General features: G+C 64.7%; 19 protein-coding genes. 15 read left to right on the forward strand and 4 right to left on the reverse strand.

Going from position 1 to position 18918, the window contains the following annotated elements:
* The first annotated feature begins 10 nt into the window (after positions 1-10).
* From CEY09_RS21205 to CEY09_RS21255, 11 genes are all read left to right on the forward strand, one after another.
* Positions 11-1837: an acyl-CoA dehydrogenase family protein gene (locus CEY09_RS21205; protein ID WP_088590178.1), complete on the forward strand. Its 1827-nt coding sequence runs from the start codon at positions 11-13 to the stop codon at positions 1835-1837.
* Positions 1838-1987: 150 nt separating this feature from the next.
* Positions 1988-2629: a peroxiredoxin gene (locus CEY09_RS21210; protein ID WP_006225129.1), complete on the forward strand. Its 642-nt coding sequence runs from the start codon at positions 1988-1990 to the stop codon at positions 2627-2629.
* Between the two features lie 211 nt (positions 2630-2840).
* The gene (locus CEY09_RS21215; RefSeq protein ID WP_088590179.1) at positions 2841-3869 is read left to right on the forward strand and encodes a sulfate ABC transporter substrate-binding protein; all 1029 of its coding nucleotides are present in this window, start codon (positions 2841-2843) and stop codon (positions 3867-3869) included.
* Between the two features lie 24 nt (positions 3870-3893).
* On the forward strand, positions 3894-4784 hold the full coding sequence (gene cysT / locus CEY09_RS21220) for a sulfate ABC transporter permease subunit CysT (protein ID WP_088590180.1): 891 nt from the start codon (positions 3894-3896) through the stop codon (positions 4782-4784).
* Positions 4781-5683, forward strand: a complete 903-nt coding sequence (cysW, locus tag CEY09_RS21225) for a sulfate ABC transporter permease subunit CysW (protein WP_088590181.1) — start codon at positions 4781-4783, stop codon at positions 5681-5683. Before cysT ends, cysW begins: the two co-directional genes overlap by 4 nt.
* Positions 5684-5709: 26 nt before the next feature.
* On the forward strand, positions 5710-6774 hold the full coding sequence (locus CEY09_RS21230) for a sulfate/molybdate ABC transporter ATP-binding protein (RefSeq protein WP_088590182.1): 1065 nt from the start codon (positions 5710-5712) through the stop codon (positions 6772-6774).
* The gene (locus CEY09_RS21235; protein WP_088590183.1) at positions 6771-7529 is read left to right on the forward strand and encodes a phosphoadenylyl-sulfate reductase; all 759 of its coding nucleotides are present in this window, start codon (positions 6771-6773) and stop codon (positions 7527-7529) included. The genes CEY09_RS21230 and CEY09_RS21235 overlap by 4 nt, the downstream gene beginning before the upstream one ends.
* 40 nt (positions 7530-7569) lie before the next feature.
* A complete protein-coding gene (gene cysD, locus CEY09_RS21240) occupies positions 7570-8478 on the forward strand; it encodes a sulfate adenylyltransferase subunit CysD (RefSeq protein ID WP_088590184.1) in 909 nt (302 codons plus the stop codon).
* Positions 8479-8520: 42 nt separating this feature from the next.
* Positions 8521-9819: a sulfate adenylyltransferase subunit 1 gene (locus CEY09_RS21245; protein ID WP_088590185.1), complete on the forward strand. Its 1299-nt coding sequence runs from the start codon at positions 8521-8523 to the stop codon at positions 9817-9819.
* 212 nt (positions 9820-10031) lie between these two features.
* Complete coding sequence (locus CEY09_RS21250) at positions 10032-11414, forward strand: PA0069 family radical SAM protein (protein WP_088590186.1); 1383 nt, start codon at positions 10032-10034, stop codon at positions 11412-11414.
* A 59-nt stretch (positions 11415-11473) separates the two neighbouring features.
* Complete coding sequence (locus CEY09_RS21255) at positions 11474-11941, forward strand: hypothetical protein (protein ID WP_088590187.1); 468 nt, start codon at positions 11474-11476, stop codon at positions 11939-11941.
* Between the two features lie 34 nt (positions 11942-11975).
* Here the strand turns inward: CEY09_RS21255 and CEY09_RS21260 are convergent, their stop codons facing one another.
* Positions 11976-12848 (reverse strand): DMT family transporter, encoded by an 873-nt coding sequence (locus CEY09_RS21260; RefSeq protein WP_088590188.1) that lies wholly within the window; start codon positions 12846-12848, stop codon positions 11976-11978.
* Positions 12849-13152: 304 nt separating this feature from the next.
* Between CEY09_RS21260 and rplS the strand changes: the two genes are divergently transcribed.
* Both rplS and CEY09_RS21270 read left to right on the forward strand, forming a co-directional pair.
* Positions 13153-13533: a 50S ribosomal protein L19 gene (gene rplS, locus CEY09_RS21265; protein WP_006218237.1), complete on the forward strand. Its 381-nt coding sequence runs from the start codon at positions 13153-13155 to the stop codon at positions 13531-13533.
* Between the two features lie 123 nt (positions 13534-13656).
* A complete protein-coding gene (locus tag CEY09_RS21270; protein ID WP_035213221.1) occupies positions 13657-14388 on the forward strand; it encodes a CoA pyrophosphatase in 732 nt (243 codons plus the stop codon).
* 91 nt (positions 14389-14479) lie between these two features.
* Here the strand turns inward: CEY09_RS21270 and rsgA are convergent, their stop codons facing one another.
* Entirely contained in the window at positions 14480-15445 is a 966-nt protein-coding gene (rsgA, locus tag CEY09_RS21275; protein WP_234818368.1) for a ribosome small subunit-dependent GTPase A, read from the reverse strand.
* A complete protein-coding gene (locus CEY09_RS21280) occupies positions 15442-16692 on the reverse strand; it encodes a M48 family metallopeptidase (protein WP_088590189.1) in 1251 nt (416 codons plus the stop codon). Before CEY09_RS21280 ends, rsgA begins: the two co-directional genes overlap by 4 nt.
* A gap of 61 nt (positions 16693-16753) precedes the next feature.
* On the opposite strand from CEY09_RS21280, the gene orn reads away from it, so the two are divergent.
* Both orn and CEY09_RS21290 read left to right on the forward strand, forming a co-directional pair.
* Positions 16754-17299, forward strand: a complete 546-nt coding sequence (gene orn / locus CEY09_RS21285; RefSeq protein ID WP_006225115.1) for an oligoribonuclease — start codon at positions 16754-16756, stop codon at positions 17297-17299.
* Between the two features lie 56 nt (positions 17300-17355).
* Entirely contained in the window at positions 17356-17979 is a 624-nt protein-coding gene (locus tag CEY09_RS21290; protein WP_088590190.1) for an NAD(P)H-hydrate epimerase, read from the forward strand.
* 7 nt (positions 17980-17986) lie between these two features.
* Here CEY09_RS21290 and paaX read toward each other — a convergent pair whose 3' ends face one another.
* Positions 17987-18916 (reverse strand): phenylacetic acid degradation operon negative regulatory protein PaaX, encoded by a 930-nt coding sequence (gene paaX, locus CEY09_RS21295; protein WP_088590191.1) that lies wholly within the window; start codon positions 18914-18916, stop codon positions 17987-17989.
* Between the last annotated feature and the right edge of the window lie 2 nt (positions 18917-18918).

Below are 18918 nucleotides of genomic sequence, written 5' to 3' on the forward strand. Positions count from 1 at the left end.
CGGAGACACCATGCCTTACGTAACCCCGCTGCAGGACTTTCGCTTCGCCTTGAAGGAACTGGCCGGACTGGACGATATCCTGAAGCTGCCGGGATTCGGCGACGTCACGCCCGACCTGGTGGATGCCATCCTGGAAGAGAACGGACGCTTCGTAGAGCAGGCGGTAGCCCCCTTGAACGTGCCCGGCGACACGCAGCCCCCCGTCTGGAAGGACGGGCAGGTGACGACGACGCCCGGGTACGCCCAGGGTTTCAAGGACTATGCGGCAGGCGGTTGGCAGGGCTTGCAGCACCCGCAAGCCTGGGGCGGGCAGGGCCTGCCCAAGTTGGTCGCCGCCGCGCCGGGCGAGAACATCCAGGCGGCCAGCCTGGCGTTTTCCTTGTGTCCGATGCTGACCGATGGCGTGATCGAGGCGGTGTTGACCGTGGGGTCGGAGGCGCAGCGCAAGCAGTATGTGCCCAACCTGATCAGCGGCAAATGGACCGGCACCATGAACCTGACCGAGCCCCAGGCGGGTTCGGACCTGGCCCAGGTCGCCACGCGCGCGGTCCGCCAGGACGACGGCAGCTTCCGCCTGTCGGGCCAGAAGATCTTCATCACCTACGGCGAACACGATCTGGCCGAAAACATCATCCACCTGGTGCTGGCCCGTACGCCGGATGCCCCGGCGGGCGTGAAGGGCATATCGCTGTTCATCGTGCCCAAGTTCCTGGTCGAGGCCGACGGCAGCCTGGGCAAGCGCAACGACGTCTGGTGCGCCTCGCTGGAGCACAAGCTGGGCATCCACGGCAGCCCCACGGCGGTGTTGTTGTACGGCGCAGGCAAGGGCGACGTCGGCGAGGGGGCCGTGGGCTACCAGGTCGGCGAATTGAACCGCGGCCTGGAATACATGTTCATCATGATGAACGCGGCCCGCTATTCCGTGGGGCAGCAGGGCATCGGCGTGTCCGAACGCGCCTACCAGCACGCGCTGGCGTATGCGCGCGAACGGGTCCAGGGTCGTGCGGTGGAAGGGTCTGCGGGGCCGGTGGCCATCGTGCGGCATCCCGACGTGCAGCGCATGCTGCTCACCATGAAAGCGCTGACGGAAGCCGCCCGGGCGGTGTCATATGTGACGGCGGCGGCGCATGACAAGGGCACGCACCACCCCGATCCCGAGCAGCGTTCGCGCAATCGGGCATTCTACGAATACATGGTGCCCATCGTGAAGGGCTATTCGACCGAGATCGCCGTAGAAGTCGCGTCCCTGGGGATCCAGGTGCACGGCGGCATGGGTTTCATCGAGGAGACCGGGGCGGCGCAGTACTACCGCGACGCCCGCATCCTGCCCATCTATGAAGGCACCACCGCGATCCAGGCCAACGACCTGGTCAGCCGCAAGACGCAGCGAGACGGCGGCGCCACCGCGTATGCCGCCATCGCCGCGATGCGCGAAACGTTGCGCGCCGTCGAAGCGGAGTCCACCCGCGCGGCAGCGCCGGAACGCGACGCCCTGCGGCTGCTGCGCGACAACCTGGATGGCGCCATTCAGGCGTATGAGGCCGGCGTGGGGTTCATCCTGGAGCAGTCGGCCGCCAATATCCGGGCGGTCTACTCCAGCAGCGTCCCGTACCTGATGCTGGCCGGCGTGGTGCACGGCGGCTGGCAGATGGCGCGTGCGGTGCTGGCATGCCGCAAGCACATTGCCGCGGGATCCACGGACCCGTTCCATAAATCGAAAATCGCGACAGGATTGTTCTACGCCGCGCATATCCTGCCGCGCGCGCTGGCGCTGTCCGCCGCCGTGCGCGCCGGGGTGGTCGCGGACGCCTGTGGCGCAGCTTCAGATATTGCATAAGGTTATATGGCTTGCGTATTTCCTCCGCCAAAGGTTTGATGGAAGAATCGTTTTACAGGCGGCACTTTCCGCAATGAAAAACGACTTCCCGGCTGGCAGTTGTCGCGAGCCGCCAGCCCCTTCCCTCTGAATCCGCATACAGGAGACACCATGAGTCATCTACGTCTGGGCGATACCGCCCCCGATTTCGAACAGGAATCCTCGGCTGGCCCTATCCGCTTCCACGAGTATCTGGGCAACAGCTGGGGGGTGCTTTTCTCGCATCCGGCCGATTTCACCCCCGTTTGCACGACCGAACTCGGCTACACGGCCAAACTGGCGGACGAATTCGCCAAGCGCAACGTGAAGGTGCTGGCGCTGTCGGTGGATGGCACCGATTCCCACTCCAAGTGGATCGAGGACATCAACGACACGCAGTCGACCAAGGTCAATTTCCCGATCCTGGCCGACAAGGACCGCAAGGTCTCCGAGCTGTACGACATGATCCACCCGAATGCCAATGCCACGCTCACGGTGCGCTCGGTGTTCATCGTCGACCCGAACAAGAAGGTGCGCCTGATCATCACGTACCCGGCCAGCACCGGCCGCAACTTCAACGAGATCCTGCGTGTCATCGATTCGCTGCAGCTGACCGACAGCCACAGCGTCGCCACCCCGGTCAACTGGGAAGATGGCGATGACGTGATCATTGTTCCGTCCCTGCAGGACGAGGCCGTGATCAAGCAGAAATTCCCCAAGGGCTACAAGGCCGTGCGTCCGTACCTGCGCATTACGCCTCAACCGAATAAGTAAATTCGGATTCCGGGGGTAGCCCCGGGTGTCCGCGAGCGGTTTCCGGCCGCCAGAACCGCCGCCTTCCCATAGGGGAACGCGGCGGTTTTTCATTGTTGGGACTCGGATCCTATATGTCTGGGAGCGATGAGCAATCAAAAAATGATTCGTTCCGTTCAGATTGTCGAACCCGCACACTTGCTTGCACATTGCCAAATACAGGGAGCAAGGGATGTCTTTCAGGAAAGCTGGTTGGTTGGCCGCGCTGGCGGCGGTGACAGTTTCGCTGGCGGCGATCGTGCCGGCTCAGGCCCAGCAAAAGCAGACGCTGCTGAACGTCTCGTACGACCCGACGCGCGAGCTGTATCGCGCCATCGATGACGCCTTCATCAAGCAATACAAGGAAAAGGCCAACGTCGACCTGACGATCCGCCAGTCGCACGGCGGCTCCGGCCGCCAGGCGCGTTCGGTCATCGACGGCCTGGAAGCCGACGTGGTGACGTTGGCACTGGCCTATGACATCGACGCCATCGCCGACCGCGGCCTGGTGCCCGAAAACTGGCAGACCCGCCTGCCGCAGAACAGCTCGCCCTATACCTCCACCATCGTATTCCTGGTGCGCAAGGGCAATCCCAAAGCCATCAAGGACTGGGATGACCTGGTGAAGGACGGCGTGCAGGTTATCACTCCGAACCCGAAGACCTCGGGCGGCGCGCGCTGGAACTACCTGGCCGCCTGGGCCTATGCGCTGGAGAAGAACGGCGGCAGCGAAGACAAGGCCCGCGCCTTCGTCGGCGACCTGCTCAAGCACGTGCCGGTGCTGGATACCGGCGCCCGCGGCGCCACCACCACGTTCGTCGAACGCGGCGTGGGCGACGTGCTGCTGGCGTGGGAGAACGAAGCCTTCCTGGCGCTTGAAGAGCTGGGTCCGGACAAGTTCGACATCGTGGTGCCGTCGCTGTCCATCCTGGCCGAACCGCCGGTGGCCATCGTGGACAAGGTCGTGGACAAGAAGGGGACGCGTGCCGCCGCGCAGGCCTACCTGGAGTTCCTGTATACGCCTGCCGCGCAGGAGATCATCGCGAAGAACTACTACCGTCCCATCGACAAGACGGTCGCCGCCAAGTACGAAAACAAGTTCCCCAAGGTCAAGCTCGTCACCATCGACGACAAGATCTTCGGCGGCTGGCGCAAGGCGCAGAAAGATCACTTCAGTGATGGTGGCACCTTCGACCAGATCTATCTGCCGCAAAAGAAATAATCAGACGACGATCGGACGACGGCCATGACGACAGCCTCGAACCCGACGGCAAACGGCGCGCAAGCGCCTTTTGCCGTTCGGCGCAACAGCCCGGGCGTGCTGCCCGGATTCGGCATTTCCATGGGTTACGCGGTGCTGTATCTGAGCGTGCTCGTGTTGATCCCCCTGGCGGCCTTGCCCCTCAAGAGCGCTGAACTGGGCTGGCAAGGTTTTTGGGATGCCGTGACGGCGCCTCGGGTGATGGCGTCCTATCAGCTGACGTTTGGCGCATCGCTGATTGCGGCGCTGGTGAATCTGGTGTTCGGCACGGTTGTCGCCTGGGTGCTGGTGCGCTATCGCTTTCCCGGCAAGAAGATTCTGGACGCACTGGTGGACTTGCCGTTCGCGCTGCCCACAGCGGTGGCCGGCATTGCGCTGACCGCGCTGTATTCCGAAAAGGGCTGGCTGGGCGGACCGCTGGCCGAATGGTTCGGCCTGAAGGTCGCGTTCACGCCGCTGGGCATTGTGATTGCGCTGATCTTCATCGGCGTGCCGTTCGTGGTGCGCACCGTGCAGCCCGTGCTGGAAGACGTTGAACGTGAAATCGAAGAGGCCGCGGCCAGCCTGGGCGCCAGCCGCTGGCAGACCATACGCCGCGTCTTGCTGCCCACGATCACGCCGGCGTTGATGACGGGTTTTGCGCTGGCGTTTGCGCGCGCGGTGGGCGAGTACGGCTCGGTGGTGTTCATCGCCGGCAACATGCCGATGGTGTCCGAGATCACGCCGCTGTTGATCATTTCCAAGCTTGAGCAATTCGACTATGCGGGCGCAGCGGCCATCGCCACCGTGATGCTGGTGTTGTCGTTCGTGCTGCTGTTTGTCATCAACCTGCTGCAAGGCTGGCAGGCGCGCCGCAACCTGGGGAGGCTCGCATGAGCGCATCGGATCGTCCCGCACATCTGACCGAGCCGCGCTGGGTGCGCGGCATTCTGCTGTTTATCGCGCTGGCTTTTCTGACGCTGTTTCTGCTGGTGCCGCTGGCCGCCGTGTTTGCCGAGGCGTTCAAGAAAGGCTGGCAGCTGTATCTGGACGCCATCGTCGAGCCGGATGCGTGGTCCGCCATCAAGCTGACCTTGCTGGTGGCGGCGATTGCGCTGCCCGTGAACCTGGTGTTTGGCGTGGCGGCCGCCTGGGCCATTACCAAGTTCCAGTTTCGCGGCAAGCAGTTCCTGATCACGTTGATTGATCTGCCGTTCTCGGTGTCGCCCGTGGTGGCCGGGCTGGTGTTCATTTTGCTGTTCGGCACGCAAGGCTGGTTGGGCGGCTGGTTGCAGGCCCACGACATTAAGATCGTCTACGCCGTGCCGGGAATCATCCTGGCTACGCTCTTTGTCACCTTTCCGTTTGTGGCGCGTGAGTTGATTCCGCTGATGCAGGCGCAGGGCAGCGAAGAAGAGCAGGCGGCGCTGACACTCGGCGCCAGCGGCTGGCAGATCTTCTGGCGCGTGACGCTGCCAAACATCAAGTGGGGCCTGCTGTACGGCGCCATTCTGTGCAACGCGCGTGCCATGGGCGAGTTCGGCGCGGTGTCGGTCGTGTCCGGGCAAGTCCGGGGGCTGACCAACACGATGACCCTGCACGTAGAGATCCTCTACAACGAATACCAGTATTCCGCGGCGTTCGCGGTGGCCTCGCTGCTGGCGTTGCTGGCGCTGGTGACGCTCGTGGCCAAGAACGTGGTCGAGTGGCGCAACGCGCGCTTCCTGCGCGCCGCCGACCTGCCGGTCGAGTATCCCGGCGCGGCGACGGCAACCCTCAAGCCGGCTGTCGCCTGACGCGGCCGGTTCAGACGGAGACAAGCATGAGTATCGAAGTTCGCAATCTATCCAAGCAGTTCGGCCAGTTCCGCGCGCTGAATGACGTGTCGCTGCACATCGAAACGGGCGAGCTCGTGGCGCTGCTGGGGCCGTCCGGCTGCGGCAAGACCACGCTGCTGCGCATCATCGCGGGGCTGGAGGCGCCCGATTCCGGCAGTGTGCTGTTCGCCGGCGAAGACGCCACCTCGGTCGATGTGCGCCAGCGTCAAGTCGGCTTCGTATTCCAGCACTATGCGCTGTTCAAGCACATGACGGTGTTCGAGAACGTCGCCTTCGGCCTGCGCGTGAAGCATCGCTCGCAGCGTCCTCCCGAAGACCAGATCCGCCGCAAGGTGCACGAACTGCTGACGCTGGTGCAGCTGGACTGGCTGGCGGACCGCTATCCGGCGCAACTGTCGGGCGGGCAGCGCCAACGCATCGCGCTGGCGCGCGCGCTGGCCGTAGAGCCGCGCGTGCTGCTGCTGGACGAGCCTTTCGGTGCGCTGGACGCCAAGGTGCGCAAGGAACTGCGGCGCTGGCTGCGCCGGCTGCACGACGAACTGAACGTGGCCAGCGTGTTCGTGACGCACGACCAGGAAGAGGCGCTGGAAGTGGCCGACCGCGTGGTGCTGATGAACGCCGGCCGCATCGAGCAGGTTGGCACGCCGCGCGAGGTCTGGGAGGGGCCGGCCACACCGTTCGTCTACGGCTTCCTGGGCGATGTGAACCAATTGCAGGGCGTGGCCACGCGTGGAGTCTGGGAAGGCGCCGGCCTGTCGTTGCCGGCGCCCGAGCTGGCGCAGGCGGACGCCCAGCGTGCTACCGCTTATGTGCGCCCGCACGAGTTCGATATCGAGCGCTACCGGGCGGGGGGGGAGGGCATCGCGGTGCGCCTGTCGCACGCATATCTGGCGGGACCCAGCGCCTATCTGGAACTGGCCCGCGAAGATTCCGATGCCATCATCGAGGCCGAGGTGCCCGAGTATCTGTACCGGGAACTGGACCTGCGCGACGGCGAGGCCTTGTTGGCCCGCCCGCGTCGCGCGCGCATCTTCGCGGTGCAGCCATGACCGTGATTTCCAACCGATCTTCCGACATTGCTGCTGACCTGGATGCCGGGCTGGCCCCGCGCTGGCGCGAGCTGACCGAGTGCCTGGCACAAGTCCAGCGCCGCTATCCCGATGCGGCGCTCGCGTCCTCGCTGGCGGCCGAAGACATGGTGCTGACGCACGCCATCTACGCCTCGGGCCTGGACCTGGAAGTGTTCACGCTGGATACGGGCCGGCTGCATGCTGAAACGCTCGGCGTGCTGGATGCGGTGCAGGCGCGCTACGGACGCAGCGTCACCGTGTACCGGCCCGTTGCGGCCGCGGTGGATGCGCACGTGGCGGCGCACGGTGCGTATGCCTTCTACGAAAGCGTCGAACTGCGTAAAGCCTGTTGCCAGATCCGCAAGGTCGAGCCGCTCAAGCGCGCGCTGGCCGGGCGTGGCGCGTGGATTACCGGCCAGCGCCGCCAGCAATCCACGACGCGCGGCGAGCTGCCGCTGGAAGAGCAGGACGCCACCTTCGGCCTCTACAAGTTCAACCCGCTGGCCGAGTGGAGCGAGGAAGAGGTGTGGGCCGTCATCCGCGCGCTGGACATCCCGTACAACCCCTTGCACGACCAGGGCTATCCGTCGATCGGGTGCGAACCCTGTACGCGCGCGATCCGTCCGGGCGAAGACCTGCGGGCGGGGCGCTGGTGGTGGGAGTCGTCGGATTCCAAGGAATGCGGCCTGCATGCGGGCAACCGAGTCATCAGTGTCGTGGCGCGCGGCGACTGAGGCCGGCCATGAATTCGAAATCTGTTTTAGGGGAATACCTATGTCTGCTGTGATCCAACGCAGCCACCTGGATTGGCTGGAATCGGAAGCGATATTCATCTTGCGCGAGGTCGCCGCCGAAAGCGAAAACCCCGTGCTGCTGTTTTCGGGCGGCAAGGATTCGGTGGTGCTGCTGCGCCTGGCCGAAAAAGCCTTCCGCCCCGGGCGCTTTCCGTTCCCGCTCATGCACATCGATACGGGGCATAACTTCGACGAAGTGATCGCCTTTCGCGACCAGCGCGCCGCCGAACTGGGCGAGAAGCTGATCGTGCGCAGCGTGGAAGACTCCATCAAGCGCGGCAGCGTGGTGCTGCGCCGGGAGACCGATTCGCGCAATGCGGCCCAGGCGGTGACGCTGCTGGAGGCCATCGAGGAATTCGGCTTCGATGCCTGCATCGGCGGCGCGCGACGCGACGAGGAAAAGGCGCGCGCCAAGGAACGCATCTTTTCATTCCGCGACGAATTCGGCCAATGGGACCCCAAGGCCCAGCGGCCGGAACTGTGGAACCTGTTCAACACCCGCGTGCACCGCGGCGAGAACATGCGCGTCTTTCCGATCTCGAACTGGACCGAGCTGGACGTCTGGCAATACATCCAGCGCGAACAGCTGGCGTTGCCGTCCATTTACTTCAGCCATGAACGCGACGTGGTGCGGCGCAAGGGCCTGTTGGTGCCGGTCACGCGCCTGACGCCGCCGCAGGAAGGCGAGCAGGTCGAGCGCCTGCCCGTGCGTTTCCGCACCGTGGGCGACATCTCGTGCACGTGCCCGGTGGCCTCCGACGCCGCCGACACCATCGCCATCATTGCCGAGACGGCGGTGACCGACATCACCGAGCGCGGCGCCACGCGCATGGACGACCAGACTTCCGAGGCCTCGATGGAGCGCCGCAAGAAGGAAGGTTATTTCTGAATGCAGTAACCGCCGGCTTCGGCCGGCGGCAGGGGAACGCACATGAACGCACTGAATGACTCTTTTCTTTCCGGCGCCGGCAACGGCGTGCTGCGCCTGATCACGGCGGGCTCCGTCGACGACGGCAAGTCCACGCTGATCGGCCGCCTGCTGTATGACAGCAAGGGCGTGTTCGCCGACCAGCTGGACGCGATCTCGCGCGCCAAGCATAAGCGCGTGGCGGGCGACGGTATCGATTTCTCGTTGCTGACCGACGGGCTGGAAGCCGAGCGGGAGCAGGGCATCACCATCGACGTGGCCTATCGCTACTTCTCCACGCCGACGCGAAAATTCATCATTGCCGACGCGCCAGGGCACGAGCAGTACACGCGCAACATGGTCACGGGGGCCTCGACGGCCGACGTCGCGGTCATCCTGATCGACGCCACGCGCGCGGCCGACGGCAAGTTGCTGGCCCAGACCAAGCGCCACAGCACCATCGCGCGCCTGCTGGGCATCCGGCACATCGTGGTGGCGGTCAACAAGATGGATCTGGTGGACTGGGACCGCACCGTGTTCGAGCGCATCCGCGATGCCTATGCCGATCTGGCCGGCAAGCTGGGCTTCGCGCATTTCGATGCGCTGCCGCTGTCGGCGTTGAACGGCGACAACGTCGTCACGCTGTCGTCGAAGACGCCGTGGTACGAAGGCCGGCCCCTCTTGGCGCTGCTGGAATCGCTGGACTTGGCCAGTGATGGTCGCGCGCTGCCGTTGCGCTTTCCCGTGCAGTGGGTGGCGCGCCACGATGGCGACCGCAAGGATGATTTCCGCGGCTATGCGGGTCGCGTGGCCAGCGGCGTGGTGCGCCCGGGCGATGCGGTCACCGTGCAACCGTCGGGCGTGACGGCGGTGGTGCGCGAAGTGCGCGTCTTCGATCGCGCGCAGGAGGAAGCGGTGGCCGGAGACTCGGTGACGCTGGTGCTGGACCGCGACGTGGACGTGTCGCGTGGCGATGTGATCGTGCACACGGCTGCGCCCGCGCAAGTGGCGCGCGAGTTCGAAGCCGAGCTGTGCTGGCTGGATGCGCAGGCGTTGAATCCAGCGCGCAAGTATCTGCTGAAGTCCGGTACGCGATTGACGTCGGCGAAGATCCGCGCGGTGCTCTCGCATCGCGACATCCACGAATTGCAGGAGGTCGCGAACACCGAAGGCACCTTGCGCATGAATGACATTGGACGCGTGACATTCACCACGCGCGAGGCGTTGGCGGTCGATCGCTATGCCGATGTGCCGGCCACGGGAGCCTTCATCCTGATCGATGAGGCCACGCATCAGACCGCGGCGGCGGGCATGTTGCGCTGAAGCTTGAGCGGGCTGGAAAACAACGGATTTCCAGCTCGGATTTTGCTGTTGTTTTTCTTCCAAATCCAATGCTGGTGCGGCTCTCCGGGCCATATCGCCTGATGAAATCGATTTGTTCAGACGAGGCCCGCATCTTGCGGTAAAGTGGGGCTGTCTTACGAAAAGGCTTTTGGTGCTTGTCAAAACCACTGTGTTTTTGTACAGTAGTTTTTATGGCACGCACCGATCATTCTTTTCCCGCCGGTTCTGGGTCCCCGGCTGCCGCCCCCGCCGCCTTGCGCGGTCGGGGTGCGGTTACTAATGTTCGGCATCGCTTTCAGCGCGATGACCGCGTGCAGGTCGATGACGGCTGGTCCGCGTCCGGTCTGCCGGCGGATTTCGTAGAGTCCGTCCCCGAATTTTCTTCCGATGCATCGTCCGCCGCACGGGTCATTCCGATCCTGCCGGATTCCCGCCTTGCGCCTGCCGCGCCCAAAACCACGGTTACGGCCGAAGAAGCGCGCAAGATGCTGTCGCGCAACGATTCGCCCGACATTCCCTTTGATGTAGCCGTCAATCCGTACCGGGGCTGCGAACATGGCTGCGTGTACTGCTACGCCCGGCCTACGCATTCCTACCTGGGGATGTCCCCCGGGCTGGACTTCGAAACCCGGCTTGTAGCGAAGGCCAATGCCGTCCAGGCGCTGCGGGCCGAGCTCAGCCGTCCTGGCTACAAGCCCTCGCCCATCAACATCGGTTCCGCCACGGATGCCTACCAGCCCATCGAACGCGAATGGCGGCTGACCCGCGGCTTGCTTGAACTGATGCTGGAAACCCGGCATCCCCTCACCATCGTCACGAAGAACGCGCTGGTCGCCCGCGATGTGGACTTGCTGGCCGCCCTGGCCGAACAGAAGCTCGTGGTGGTCTACATGAGCATCACCTCGCTGGATGCGGGCATGGCCCGCACGCTGGAACCCCGTGCCGCCGCGCCCTGGCGCCGGTTGGAAACCGTGCGCACGCTGACCGAGGCCGGCGTGCCGGTGGGCGTGCTGGTGGCGCCGGTCATCCCGTTCATCAACGATGAATCCATGGAGCACATCCTCCAGGAGTCCAAGGCGGCCGGCGCGCATTACGCCAGCTATACCGTCTTGCGCCTGCCGTGGGAGGTCAAGACCCTGTTCGAGGACTGGCTCAACATCCATTTCCCCGACCGCGCTCAGCGCGTGCTGCACCGCATTGAAGACCTGCGCAATGGTCGCCGCAACGACCCGAATTTCGGCTCCCGCATGCGTGGCACCGGTATCTGGGCCGATCTGCTGCGCCAACGGTTCGCCGTGGCTACCCGAAAGCTCGGGTTGAACCGTCACCGCCTTGCCCTGGATTGCGACCGTTTCCAGCCGCCTCTGGCCCCGAATGCGACGCCGTCGCTGTTCACGGCGGCCGCGTCGGGTACGTCCGTAGCGTCTTCTTCCGATTTCCAATCCCCGGTTGGCGCGCAAGCGTCTTCAGGGGTCCCTTTTTCTGATGGGTTGCCGGCAGTCAGTGGCGCAGTGGGCCGCGGTGCGCGCCAACTGCGCGCCATAGCCGCGGGCCAGTTGTCATTGTTCGATTGATTGCCGGTCGATACCGCGGTGCTCGCCGCGGCATGGAATCGTTTCTCCAAGGAGTTCCTATGAACACCGCTGATATTTCCGTCTTGTCGGACGAGCTCACCGTCTCGCTGAACCCGCTGCGTCGCAGCGCGCATCGCGCCCGCGCGGTTTGCGCCAAGTTGGCGGGCCTGGCCATGCCCTGGACCACGTCGTCGGCGGATGCCGAACCGCGTCACCGAGTGCGCCCGGGCTCCATGCCGGCCCGGTGGCCGTTCCCGCCGACGCCGGTGGACGAAGGCGCCGCGGGCCAGGCGGCGGTGCTGCCGGTGTCGGCGCCGACGGTTCGCCCCGCGGCTCCGATGGCACCGGTGGTAACCAGCGTGCCTGCTGCGCCCGCTGTGCGCGAACGTAGCCTGGGCAACGCCACGGTCGAACCCGTGACGTCCCAAGTCACCATGAAGGCCATGGTGGTTGATGTGGTGATGGTGTTGGCTTGGGGCGCAATCATCCCCGGCCTGATGTGGCTGGGGGCGGCCGCAGGGTTCTGAGCGGCTAGAACCCGTGCCGAATGGCCGGGACGGTCTAGCTGGAACCCAGCAGAATGACGCCCGCCAAGATGGACAGGCAACCGGCAAGACGGCCGGGACCCACCTTTTCGCGCAGCAGGAACATGCCGGCCAAAGTGCCCAGCATCATGGACATCTCGCGTGCAGGAGCCACCAGGCTTAGCGGCGCGCCGTTGCGCAAGGCATAGAGCACCAGGATGTATCCCAGTGGCGACAGCAGGCCCACGGCCAGCGCCAGATGCCAGTGCCCACGCATGGATTGCCAGGCCTGAGCGCGCCGGGCCGCCATGTGGGGGGTCATCATGACCGTGCGGGTTACACAGGTAAACCAGTCGAACAGCACTGGGCTGATCAGCAATACCTTGACGCCGTAGGCATCCACCACGGTATAGGCCGCGATGAACAGGCCGATCACTACGCCCCAGCGCACCCCCACCCAGGCTTGCGCCTGCTTGAAGATGGCCAGCCGCCCCTGGGTCGCGATCAGCAGCACGCCGATCACCACGCACAGCATGCCGATGATGCCGGTGCTGGTGGCAGGTTCGCCCAGCAGCAGGAAGGCGCCGGTGGTGGAAAGCAAGGGCCCGGTGCCGCGGGCAATGGGGTACACCACAGACAGGTCGGCCACCTGATAACCGCGTTGCAGGCACAGGCTGTAGCCAAGATGCAACAAGCTGGACGTCAGGATGGCGGCCACCACGGGCCAGGTCCAGGTCATGCCGTCGTGCATCAACACCCAGATCACCCAGGGCGCATACAGCACCGAGGCGCACAGCCCGTACGCGAAGACGAACGGGGCACCCACCATGGCCGCGCGCTTGGCAAGCAGATTCCACGTTGCGTGGGCCATCGCCGCCAGGATGACCAATAACAGGGACGTATACGACATGTGGGAACAGCGTCAGATGACGTGTTTGTTACAGAAGTGGCAAGGGTACAGCAAAGCCACCGGAAGGTCGCCATTCTACTAGACGCTCAGGCGAATTTTTGGTGTAGAATCATTGGTTTGCCAAATCTCATCCTCTGCTTGCGGTACGAGTATTGTGCGTTGACCCTTCGGGTTGCCGGCAATACACACGCGTAGTCAGCCCCGCGGTTTGCCCCAGTGGCGCGCCCCGATGGCCAGCTTCACGTGAACAACATCGAACGGCAAAATTTTTAGTCCGCAAAGACATGATGATCTAGGAGTTCTAATGAACCTTATCGCTATCCTGGAACAGGAAGAAATTGCCCGTCTGACCGGCGGCCAAGCCAAGCCTGAATTTGCTCCTGGTGACACCGTCATCGTGAGCGTGAACGTCGTTGAAGGCACCCGCAAGCGCGTGCAGGCTTTCGAAGGCGTTGTTATCGCCAAGCGCAACCGCGGCCTGAACTCCGCGTTCACCGTGCGCAAGATTTCGTCGGGTGAAGCCGTGGAACGTACGTTCCAGCTGTACTCGCCGCAAATCGCCGGCATCGAAGTCAAGCGCCGCGGCGACGTGCGCCGCGCCAAGCTGTACTACCTGCGCAACCGCTCGGGCAAGTCGGCGCGTATCAAGGAAAAGCTGGTCAGCAAGCAAGCCTCGGCGGCTTGATCGCTTATCGGCACACGGCCCTACCAGTGTCGGACGTCCGCGCCATTCAGCGTTTCCGTCCGGCACAGGTTTCCGGGTTAAAAAGGCACCTGCGAGGGTGCCTTTTTCTTTTTGCAAAGCCGAATGTCTGATTCCTCGTATTCCGCGCGGCCCAGAAGGCCGCTCGCACGTCCCGGTTTCGACCCCGCGACGCAACCGTGGGTGGTGGCCAACGAGTCCTTGCCGGCCGTGCCCGCCAGCCTGCTGACCCCGGATTCCCTGCGGGGCACGCTCAGCCAGCCGTCCACCTGGACGCTGGAGCTTTCGCGTGACAACGACCTGCGCTATCCAGGCCGCGAAGGCACGCCCGTGCCCGCCGCCGTGTTGATTCCGCTGGTCACCCGCGACAACGGCGTGCACATCATGCTGACCCAGCGCGCCGCGCATCTGCATGACCATGCCGGCCAGATCAGCTTTCCCGGCGGACGCATCGAAACCAGTGATTCGACCCCGGTGGCCGCCGCCCTGCGCGAGGCGCAGGAGGAAACGGGCCTGCCCGCCAACCATGTGGAAGTGCTGGGTAGCATGCCGCCGTACCTGACGGCGACGGGTTTTTCAATCATTCCCGTGGTGTCGCTTGTGCGCCCGGGTTTCGACCTGGCGCCCGACGCGTTCGAAGTGGCGGAAGTGTTCGAGGTGCCGCTGTCCTTCCTGATGGACCCCGCCAATCACCGCCTGTACGAAGCGCGGCTGGACGACGGACGGGTGCGCAATTACTACGGCATGCCGTACGGCGACCATTTCATCTGGGGCGCGACTGCCGGCATGCTGCGCAACCTCTATCACCTGGTGCGCAACGGATTGCAGCCGCGCTGACCGAGCCAATCCCCATGCGCCCACCGCACGCCCAATAAGGACGGCCCCTCATCGGGGCCGCTGTTCATGTAGGCGGATCTTGCGTCAGCGGTCAGTAACGCTGTTGCCCGGCCAGGTTCTCTTCCAGGATACGTTCGTACAGCGCATAGCGCAGCGGATTGATCAGGCCTGCCTGTAATGCTGCCAGCACGCCGCAGCCCGGCTCCTGCCGGTGCGTGCAGTTGTAGAAGCGGCAGGCTTCGATGGGCTGCGTGAACTCCGGGAAGCCGCGGATGATGTCCTCGCGGGTCAGATGCTGCAAGCCGAATGCCTGGAATCCCGGGGAGTCGATCAGGTCGCCACCCGGCGCCGGCAGGTGATACAGCCGCGTGCTGGTCGTGGTGTGCTTGCCCATGTCGAGCGCGGTGGAGTGTTCTCGCGTGGCGGCGCCGGCGGTGGGGATCAACGCATTGAGCAGCGTGGATTTGCCCATGCCGCTTTGGCCCAGCAGCAGGTTGGTGCGGCCGGCCAGGTGCGGTGCCAGCAGGGTATGGACCTTTTCGGGTTCCAGTGCGCTCAGTTCGATGACGGGCACGCCGAGCGCTGCAATGGGCGCGAGGCGTGCACGCGCGGCGGGCAATTCATCAACAAGGTCGGTCTTGTTCAGGATGATGAGCGGCGAGATGCCTGCGCTCCAGGCGCCCGCAAGCGCCCGGCCGGTGAGGTCGTCCGAGAAGGTAGGGCGCACGGCGATCACGATCAGCAGCTGGTCCACGTTGGACGCGAATTGCTTGGAGCGCATGTCATCCGAGCGGTACAGCAGGTTGCTGCGCGGCAGGATGGTGTCGATGGCGCCTTCGTCGTTGCCCTGCGGCGTGATCTGCACGCGGTCGCCCACGGCGGCGCCGGCTTTCTTGCCGCGAGGGAAGCACTTGCGGGTCGAGCCATCGGCCAGTTCCACGGTGTAGTGACGCCCGTGCGCCGCGATGATGCGGCCCTCGAGCCCGACCGCGGCGGCCGGGGCGCCCGCCGGCGCCTGGTTGGGAGGCTTCTTGCTGCTGTTGTTGCGGGCGTTCATGCGGCGCCCGCCATCAGGTGGCGGATGCGCTCGGCGGCGGGGGGATGGCTGTCGTAGAAGGCGGAGTGCACGGGGTCGGGAGTCAGCGTAGCGGCGTTGTCGTCGTAGAGTTTGACCAGCGCGGAGACCAGGCGTTCCGGCGAACTCTGCTCGGCCGCATAGCGGTCGGCTTCGAATTCGTCACGGCGCGAGTACCAGCTGGCCAGCGGCGTAAACATGAAAGTGAAAACGGGAATGACCAGGAAGAACAGCAGCAACGCCATGGCATCGTTGCGTCCGCCCAGTTGCGGCATGACGCCCAGGTCCACATAGAACCAGGGCTGTTGGGCGATCCAACCCAGGATCGCAAAAAAGCCCAATGCCATGGCGAAACTGAAAATGATGCGCTTGATGATGTGGCGCTTGGCGAAGTGGCCCAGTTCATGCGCCAGCACCGCTTCGATCTCATCGCCGTTCAAGCGGGCCAGCAAGGTGTCAAAGAACACGATGCGGCGCGACCGGCCAAAGCCCGTGAAATAGGCGTTACCGTGGGCAGAGCGGCGCGAGCCGTCCATCACGAACAAGCCATTGAGCGAAAAGCCGCAACGTTGCGCCAGGCGCTGGATGCGTCCTGCCAGGTCCGGGTCGGACAGCGGGGTGAACTTGTTGAACAGCGGCGCGATGAACATCGGGTAGACGATCAGGAGCGCCAGATTGAACACGGTCCAAAGCGCCCACGCCCAGATCCACCAGTAAGCGCCTGCGCTGCCCATCAGCCACAGCACCGCAGCGGCCAGCGGCAAGCCCAGCACGGCGGCTACCAGCAGGCCCTTGGCGGCATCGGCAATGAAGAGCTCGGGCGTCATGCGGTTGAACCCGAAGCGCGCCTCAAGCTTGAATTGCCGCCATAACGTGAACGGCAACCCCAGCACGCCCAGCAGCAACGCCACGGCGACCAGCAGCAACATCTGGCGCAGGAAGTCGTTGCTGGTAAGCTGGCCTATCATCAGGTCGATGAACTGCAGTCCGCCCATCAGCGTCAGGCACACCAGCAGGATCGCGTCGTAGGTGCGTTCCAGCATCCCCAGCTTGACCCGCGCCACCGTGTAATCCGCCGCGCGCTGGTGGCTGGACAGCCCGATCCGGTGGGAGAATTCCGCAGGCACCTGGTCGCGGTTGCGAACGACGTGGCGGATCTGGCGTGTGGCCAGCCACAGGCGTACGGCAATATCGGTCAGCAGGAAAGCAACGAACAGCAATGTGAACATGGGCGAAGCGGTCGGCTCAAGAAGGGATGTGCGAAAATCGCGCGTTTTATAGGCAAATTATATGGCTGTGAACGAAAATCGCCTGGTTTGGCTCGACATGGAAATGACGGGCCTGGAACCTGAGAAAGAACGCATCATCGAGGTGGCCGTCGTGGTGACGGAGCCTGATCTGACGGTCGTGGCCGAAGGCCCCGTGCTGGTGATCCATCAGCCCGACAGCCTGCTTGACGCCATGGACAACTGGAACAAATCCACCCACGGCAAGAGCGGCCTGATCGACAAGGTCAAGGCATCGACGGTGTCCGAGGCGCAGGCAGAGGATACGCTGTTGGCGTTTCTCGCGCAGCATGTGCCGGCCGGTAAATCGCCGTTGTGCGGCAACACCATCAGCCAGGACCGCCGCTTCATGTTTGCTTACATGCCGCGCCTGGAACAGTTCTTCCATTACCGCAACCTGGATGTCAGCACGCTGAAGGAACTGGCGCGCCGCTGGGCGCCGGCCGTGTACAAGGGTTTCGAGAAGAAGAGCCGCCACGAAGCGCTGGCGGACATTTACGAATCCATCGACGAACTCAAGTACTACCGCGAGCACTTCCTGAAGGTGTAAGCGGCAGGCAGGGCCGCGGCGTAAACTGGGTAAGCCCCATCCGCCGCGCCTTCGCCATGCCGTCTTATCCTGTCGCCCAGATTCGCCGCGCCGAACAGCTTGCCCTGGCTTCCGGTCGGGCGCTGATGCCCCTGGCGGGCAGGGCTGCCGCCGAATTCATCGCTGCCCGCTTTCCTCCTGACCGTACCGTCCTGGCCCTGGCCGGTCCCGGCAATAACGGGGGCGATGCCCTGGAGGCGGCCACACGTCTGCTTGCCTTAGGGTATGCAGTGAAAGTGCTGTTGCCGACGGACCCGGGCCGCTTGCCCCCTGATGCCGCCCGCGCTTGGGCGGGCTGGCTTTCTGCCGGCGGACAGACGCAGACCGCGCTGACGCCTGGCGACATTCCCGACATCGTCATTGACGGCCTGTTCGGTATCGGCCTGAACCGGCCGCTGGACGCGGACTGGCAAGCGCTGGTTGATACCGTCAACAGCTGGAATGTGCCGGTGCTGGCGCTGGATGTGCCCAGCGGCATCGACGCCGACACCGGTGCGGCGCTGGGGCGGCCGATCCAGGCGCACTGGACGCTGTCCTTCATCGCCGCTACAGCCGGGCTTACGCGCCCCGGCCCCGGCCAGATCGCGGCCGGCGAACGTCATGTCGACACGTTGGGAGTGACCCTGTCGCCGGACGCCTGACGGCTGTTTATGCCGGCCGTCCGCCGAAGCGCGCCGCGATGTCGCCCGCCAGTGGGGCATACCGCTCGTTGTCCTGCCCGGCCAACGCCTCCAGATGCGTTTCCGACGCGTCGAACACCTTCCAGTAGATCCGCCCGCAGAGTTCACGCGCGGCATGGCCGGGCCAGTTGTCGGGCAGCATCGGGCCGGGCAGTTGCGGATCGTGCAGGACGATCCGGCGCCAATTGTGCAGCAGCATGACGCGCACGACGAATGCCTCGGAAGGCGAGGGCGGTTCTTCCAGCAGTTTTTCCAGCGGGCCGAAGTTGCGCGAGAACTGCCGGTACTGCTCAGCCACGTCGTCCAGGTTCCAGCATTGCGAAGCCAGACTGGCGATCGGCAGGCCACCTGCGCCGGCCAGGTCGCGCGCGGACAGCACCAGCGCCCGGTCCGGGATGCCGAGCTTTTCAAGGATGTCGTGCGCCGCCCGCGCCTCGGTGTGCGGATGGGCGAACAGCCCGGGGGCGATCATGCCGAAGCCTTCCCAGACCAGCTCGCGGCGCAATTCCGCCCGCTCGGCCAGGCCGTTGCCGGTACGCGGCAGCGCGACCAGCGTCCATTCCCCGTTCCAGTCTTGCGCCGCGCCCTCGTAGATGCGCTGCGAGGCGTGCGCGGTATGGCGCAGCCCTTGTTCGGAAATCAGGTAGAGGCTGCGGCGCCCATGGCGTTCGGACTGCAGCCAGTTCTGGGCGACCAGCCGGAAGACGCTGGTGCGCAGCAGCCGCTCGTTGATGCCCAGCGGCGCCAACAGCGCGATCAGGTCGCCCAGCCAGATGGCGCCGCCATGGGGGGCGAGCGCGTCCCCCAGCAAGCTGACGCACAGGGATTTGGCGCGGGGCGGATCGCTTTTCAATAAGCGGGACAGGAAGCGGTCCAGGGGCGACTGAGGGTTTGCCATAA

The sequence above is a fragment of the Achromobacter marplatensis genome (assembly GCF_002209535.1).
Lineage (GTDB): Bacteria > Pseudomonadota > Gammaproteobacteria > Burkholderiales > Burkholderiaceae_B > Achromobacter > Achromobacter marplatensis.

Excerpts from the sequence above, each read along its gene's own strand:
- CEY09_RS21270 (WP_035213221.1), top strand. The coding sequence starts at position 13,657 with ATGTCTGATTCCTCGTATTCCGCGCGGCCCAGAAGGCCGCTCGCACGT.
- rsgA (WP_234818368.1), bottom strand. The coding sequence starts at position 15,445 with ATGAACGCCCGCAACAACAGCAGCAAGAAGCCTCCCAACCAGGCGCCG.
- rplS (WP_006218237.1), top strand. The coding sequence starts at position 13,153 with ATGAACCTTATCGCTATCCTGGAACAGGAAGAAATTGCCCGTCTGACC.
- cysD (WP_088590184.1), top strand. The coding sequence starts at position 7,570 with ATGTCTGCTGTGATCCAACGCAGCCACCTGGATTGGCTGGAATCGGAA.
- CEY09_RS21230 (WP_088590182.1), top strand. The coding sequence starts at position 5,710 with ATGAGTATCGAAGTTCGCAATCTATCCAAGCAGTTCGGCCAGTTCCGC.
- orn (WP_006225115.1), top strand. The coding sequence starts at position 16,754 with ATGGCTGTGAACGAAAATCGCCTGGTTTGGCTCGACATGGAAATGACG.
- CEY09_RS21210 (WP_006225129.1), top strand. The coding sequence starts at position 1,988 with ATGAGTCATCTACGTCTGGGCGATACCGCCCCCGATTTCGAACAGGAA.
- CEY09_RS21235 (WP_088590183.1), top strand. The coding sequence starts at position 6,771 with ATGACCGTGATTTCCAACCGATCTTCCGACATTGCTGCTGACCTGGAT.
- cysT (WP_088590180.1), top strand. The coding sequence starts at position 3,894 with ATGACGACAGCCTCGAACCCGACGGCAAACGGCGCGCAAGCGCCTTTT.
- CEY09_RS21255 (WP_088590187.1), top strand. The coding sequence starts at position 11,474 with ATGAACACCGCTGATATTTCCGTCTTGTCGGACGAGCTCACCGTCTCG.
- CEY09_RS21280 (WP_088590189.1), bottom strand. The coding sequence starts at position 16,692 with ATGTTCACATTGCTGTTCGTTGCTTTCCTGCTGACCGATATTGCCGTA.
- CEY09_RS21215 (WP_088590179.1), top strand. The coding sequence starts at position 2,841 with ATGTCTTTCAGGAAAGCTGGTTGGTTGGCCGCGCTGGCGGCGGTGACA.
- paaX (WP_088590191.1), bottom strand. The coding sequence starts at position 18,916 with ATGGCAAACCCTCAGTCGCCCCTGGACCGCTTCCTGTCCCGCTTATTG.
- CEY09_RS21290 (WP_088590190.1), top strand. The coding sequence starts at position 17,356 with ATGCCGTCTTATCCTGTCGCCCAGATTCGCCGCGCCGAACAGCTTGCC.
- CEY09_RS21205 (WP_088590178.1), top strand. The coding sequence starts at position 11 with ATGCCTTACGTAACCCCGCTGCAGGACTTTCGCTTCGCCTTGAAGGAA.
- CEY09_RS21260 (WP_088590188.1), bottom strand. The coding sequence starts at position 12,848 with ATGTCGTATACGTCCCTGTTATTGGTCATCCTGGCGGCGATGGCCCAC.
- CEY09_RS21245 (WP_088590185.1), top strand. The coding sequence starts at position 8,521 with ATGAACGCACTGAATGACTCTTTTCTTTCCGGCGCCGGCAACGGCGTG.
- CEY09_RS21250 (WP_088590186.1), top strand. The coding sequence starts at position 10,032 with ATGGCACGCACCGATCATTCTTTTCCCGCCGGTTCTGGGTCCCCGGCT.
- cysW (WP_088590181.1), top strand. The coding sequence starts at position 4,781 with ATGAGCGCATCGGATCGTCCCGCACATCTGACCGAGCCGCGCTGGGTG.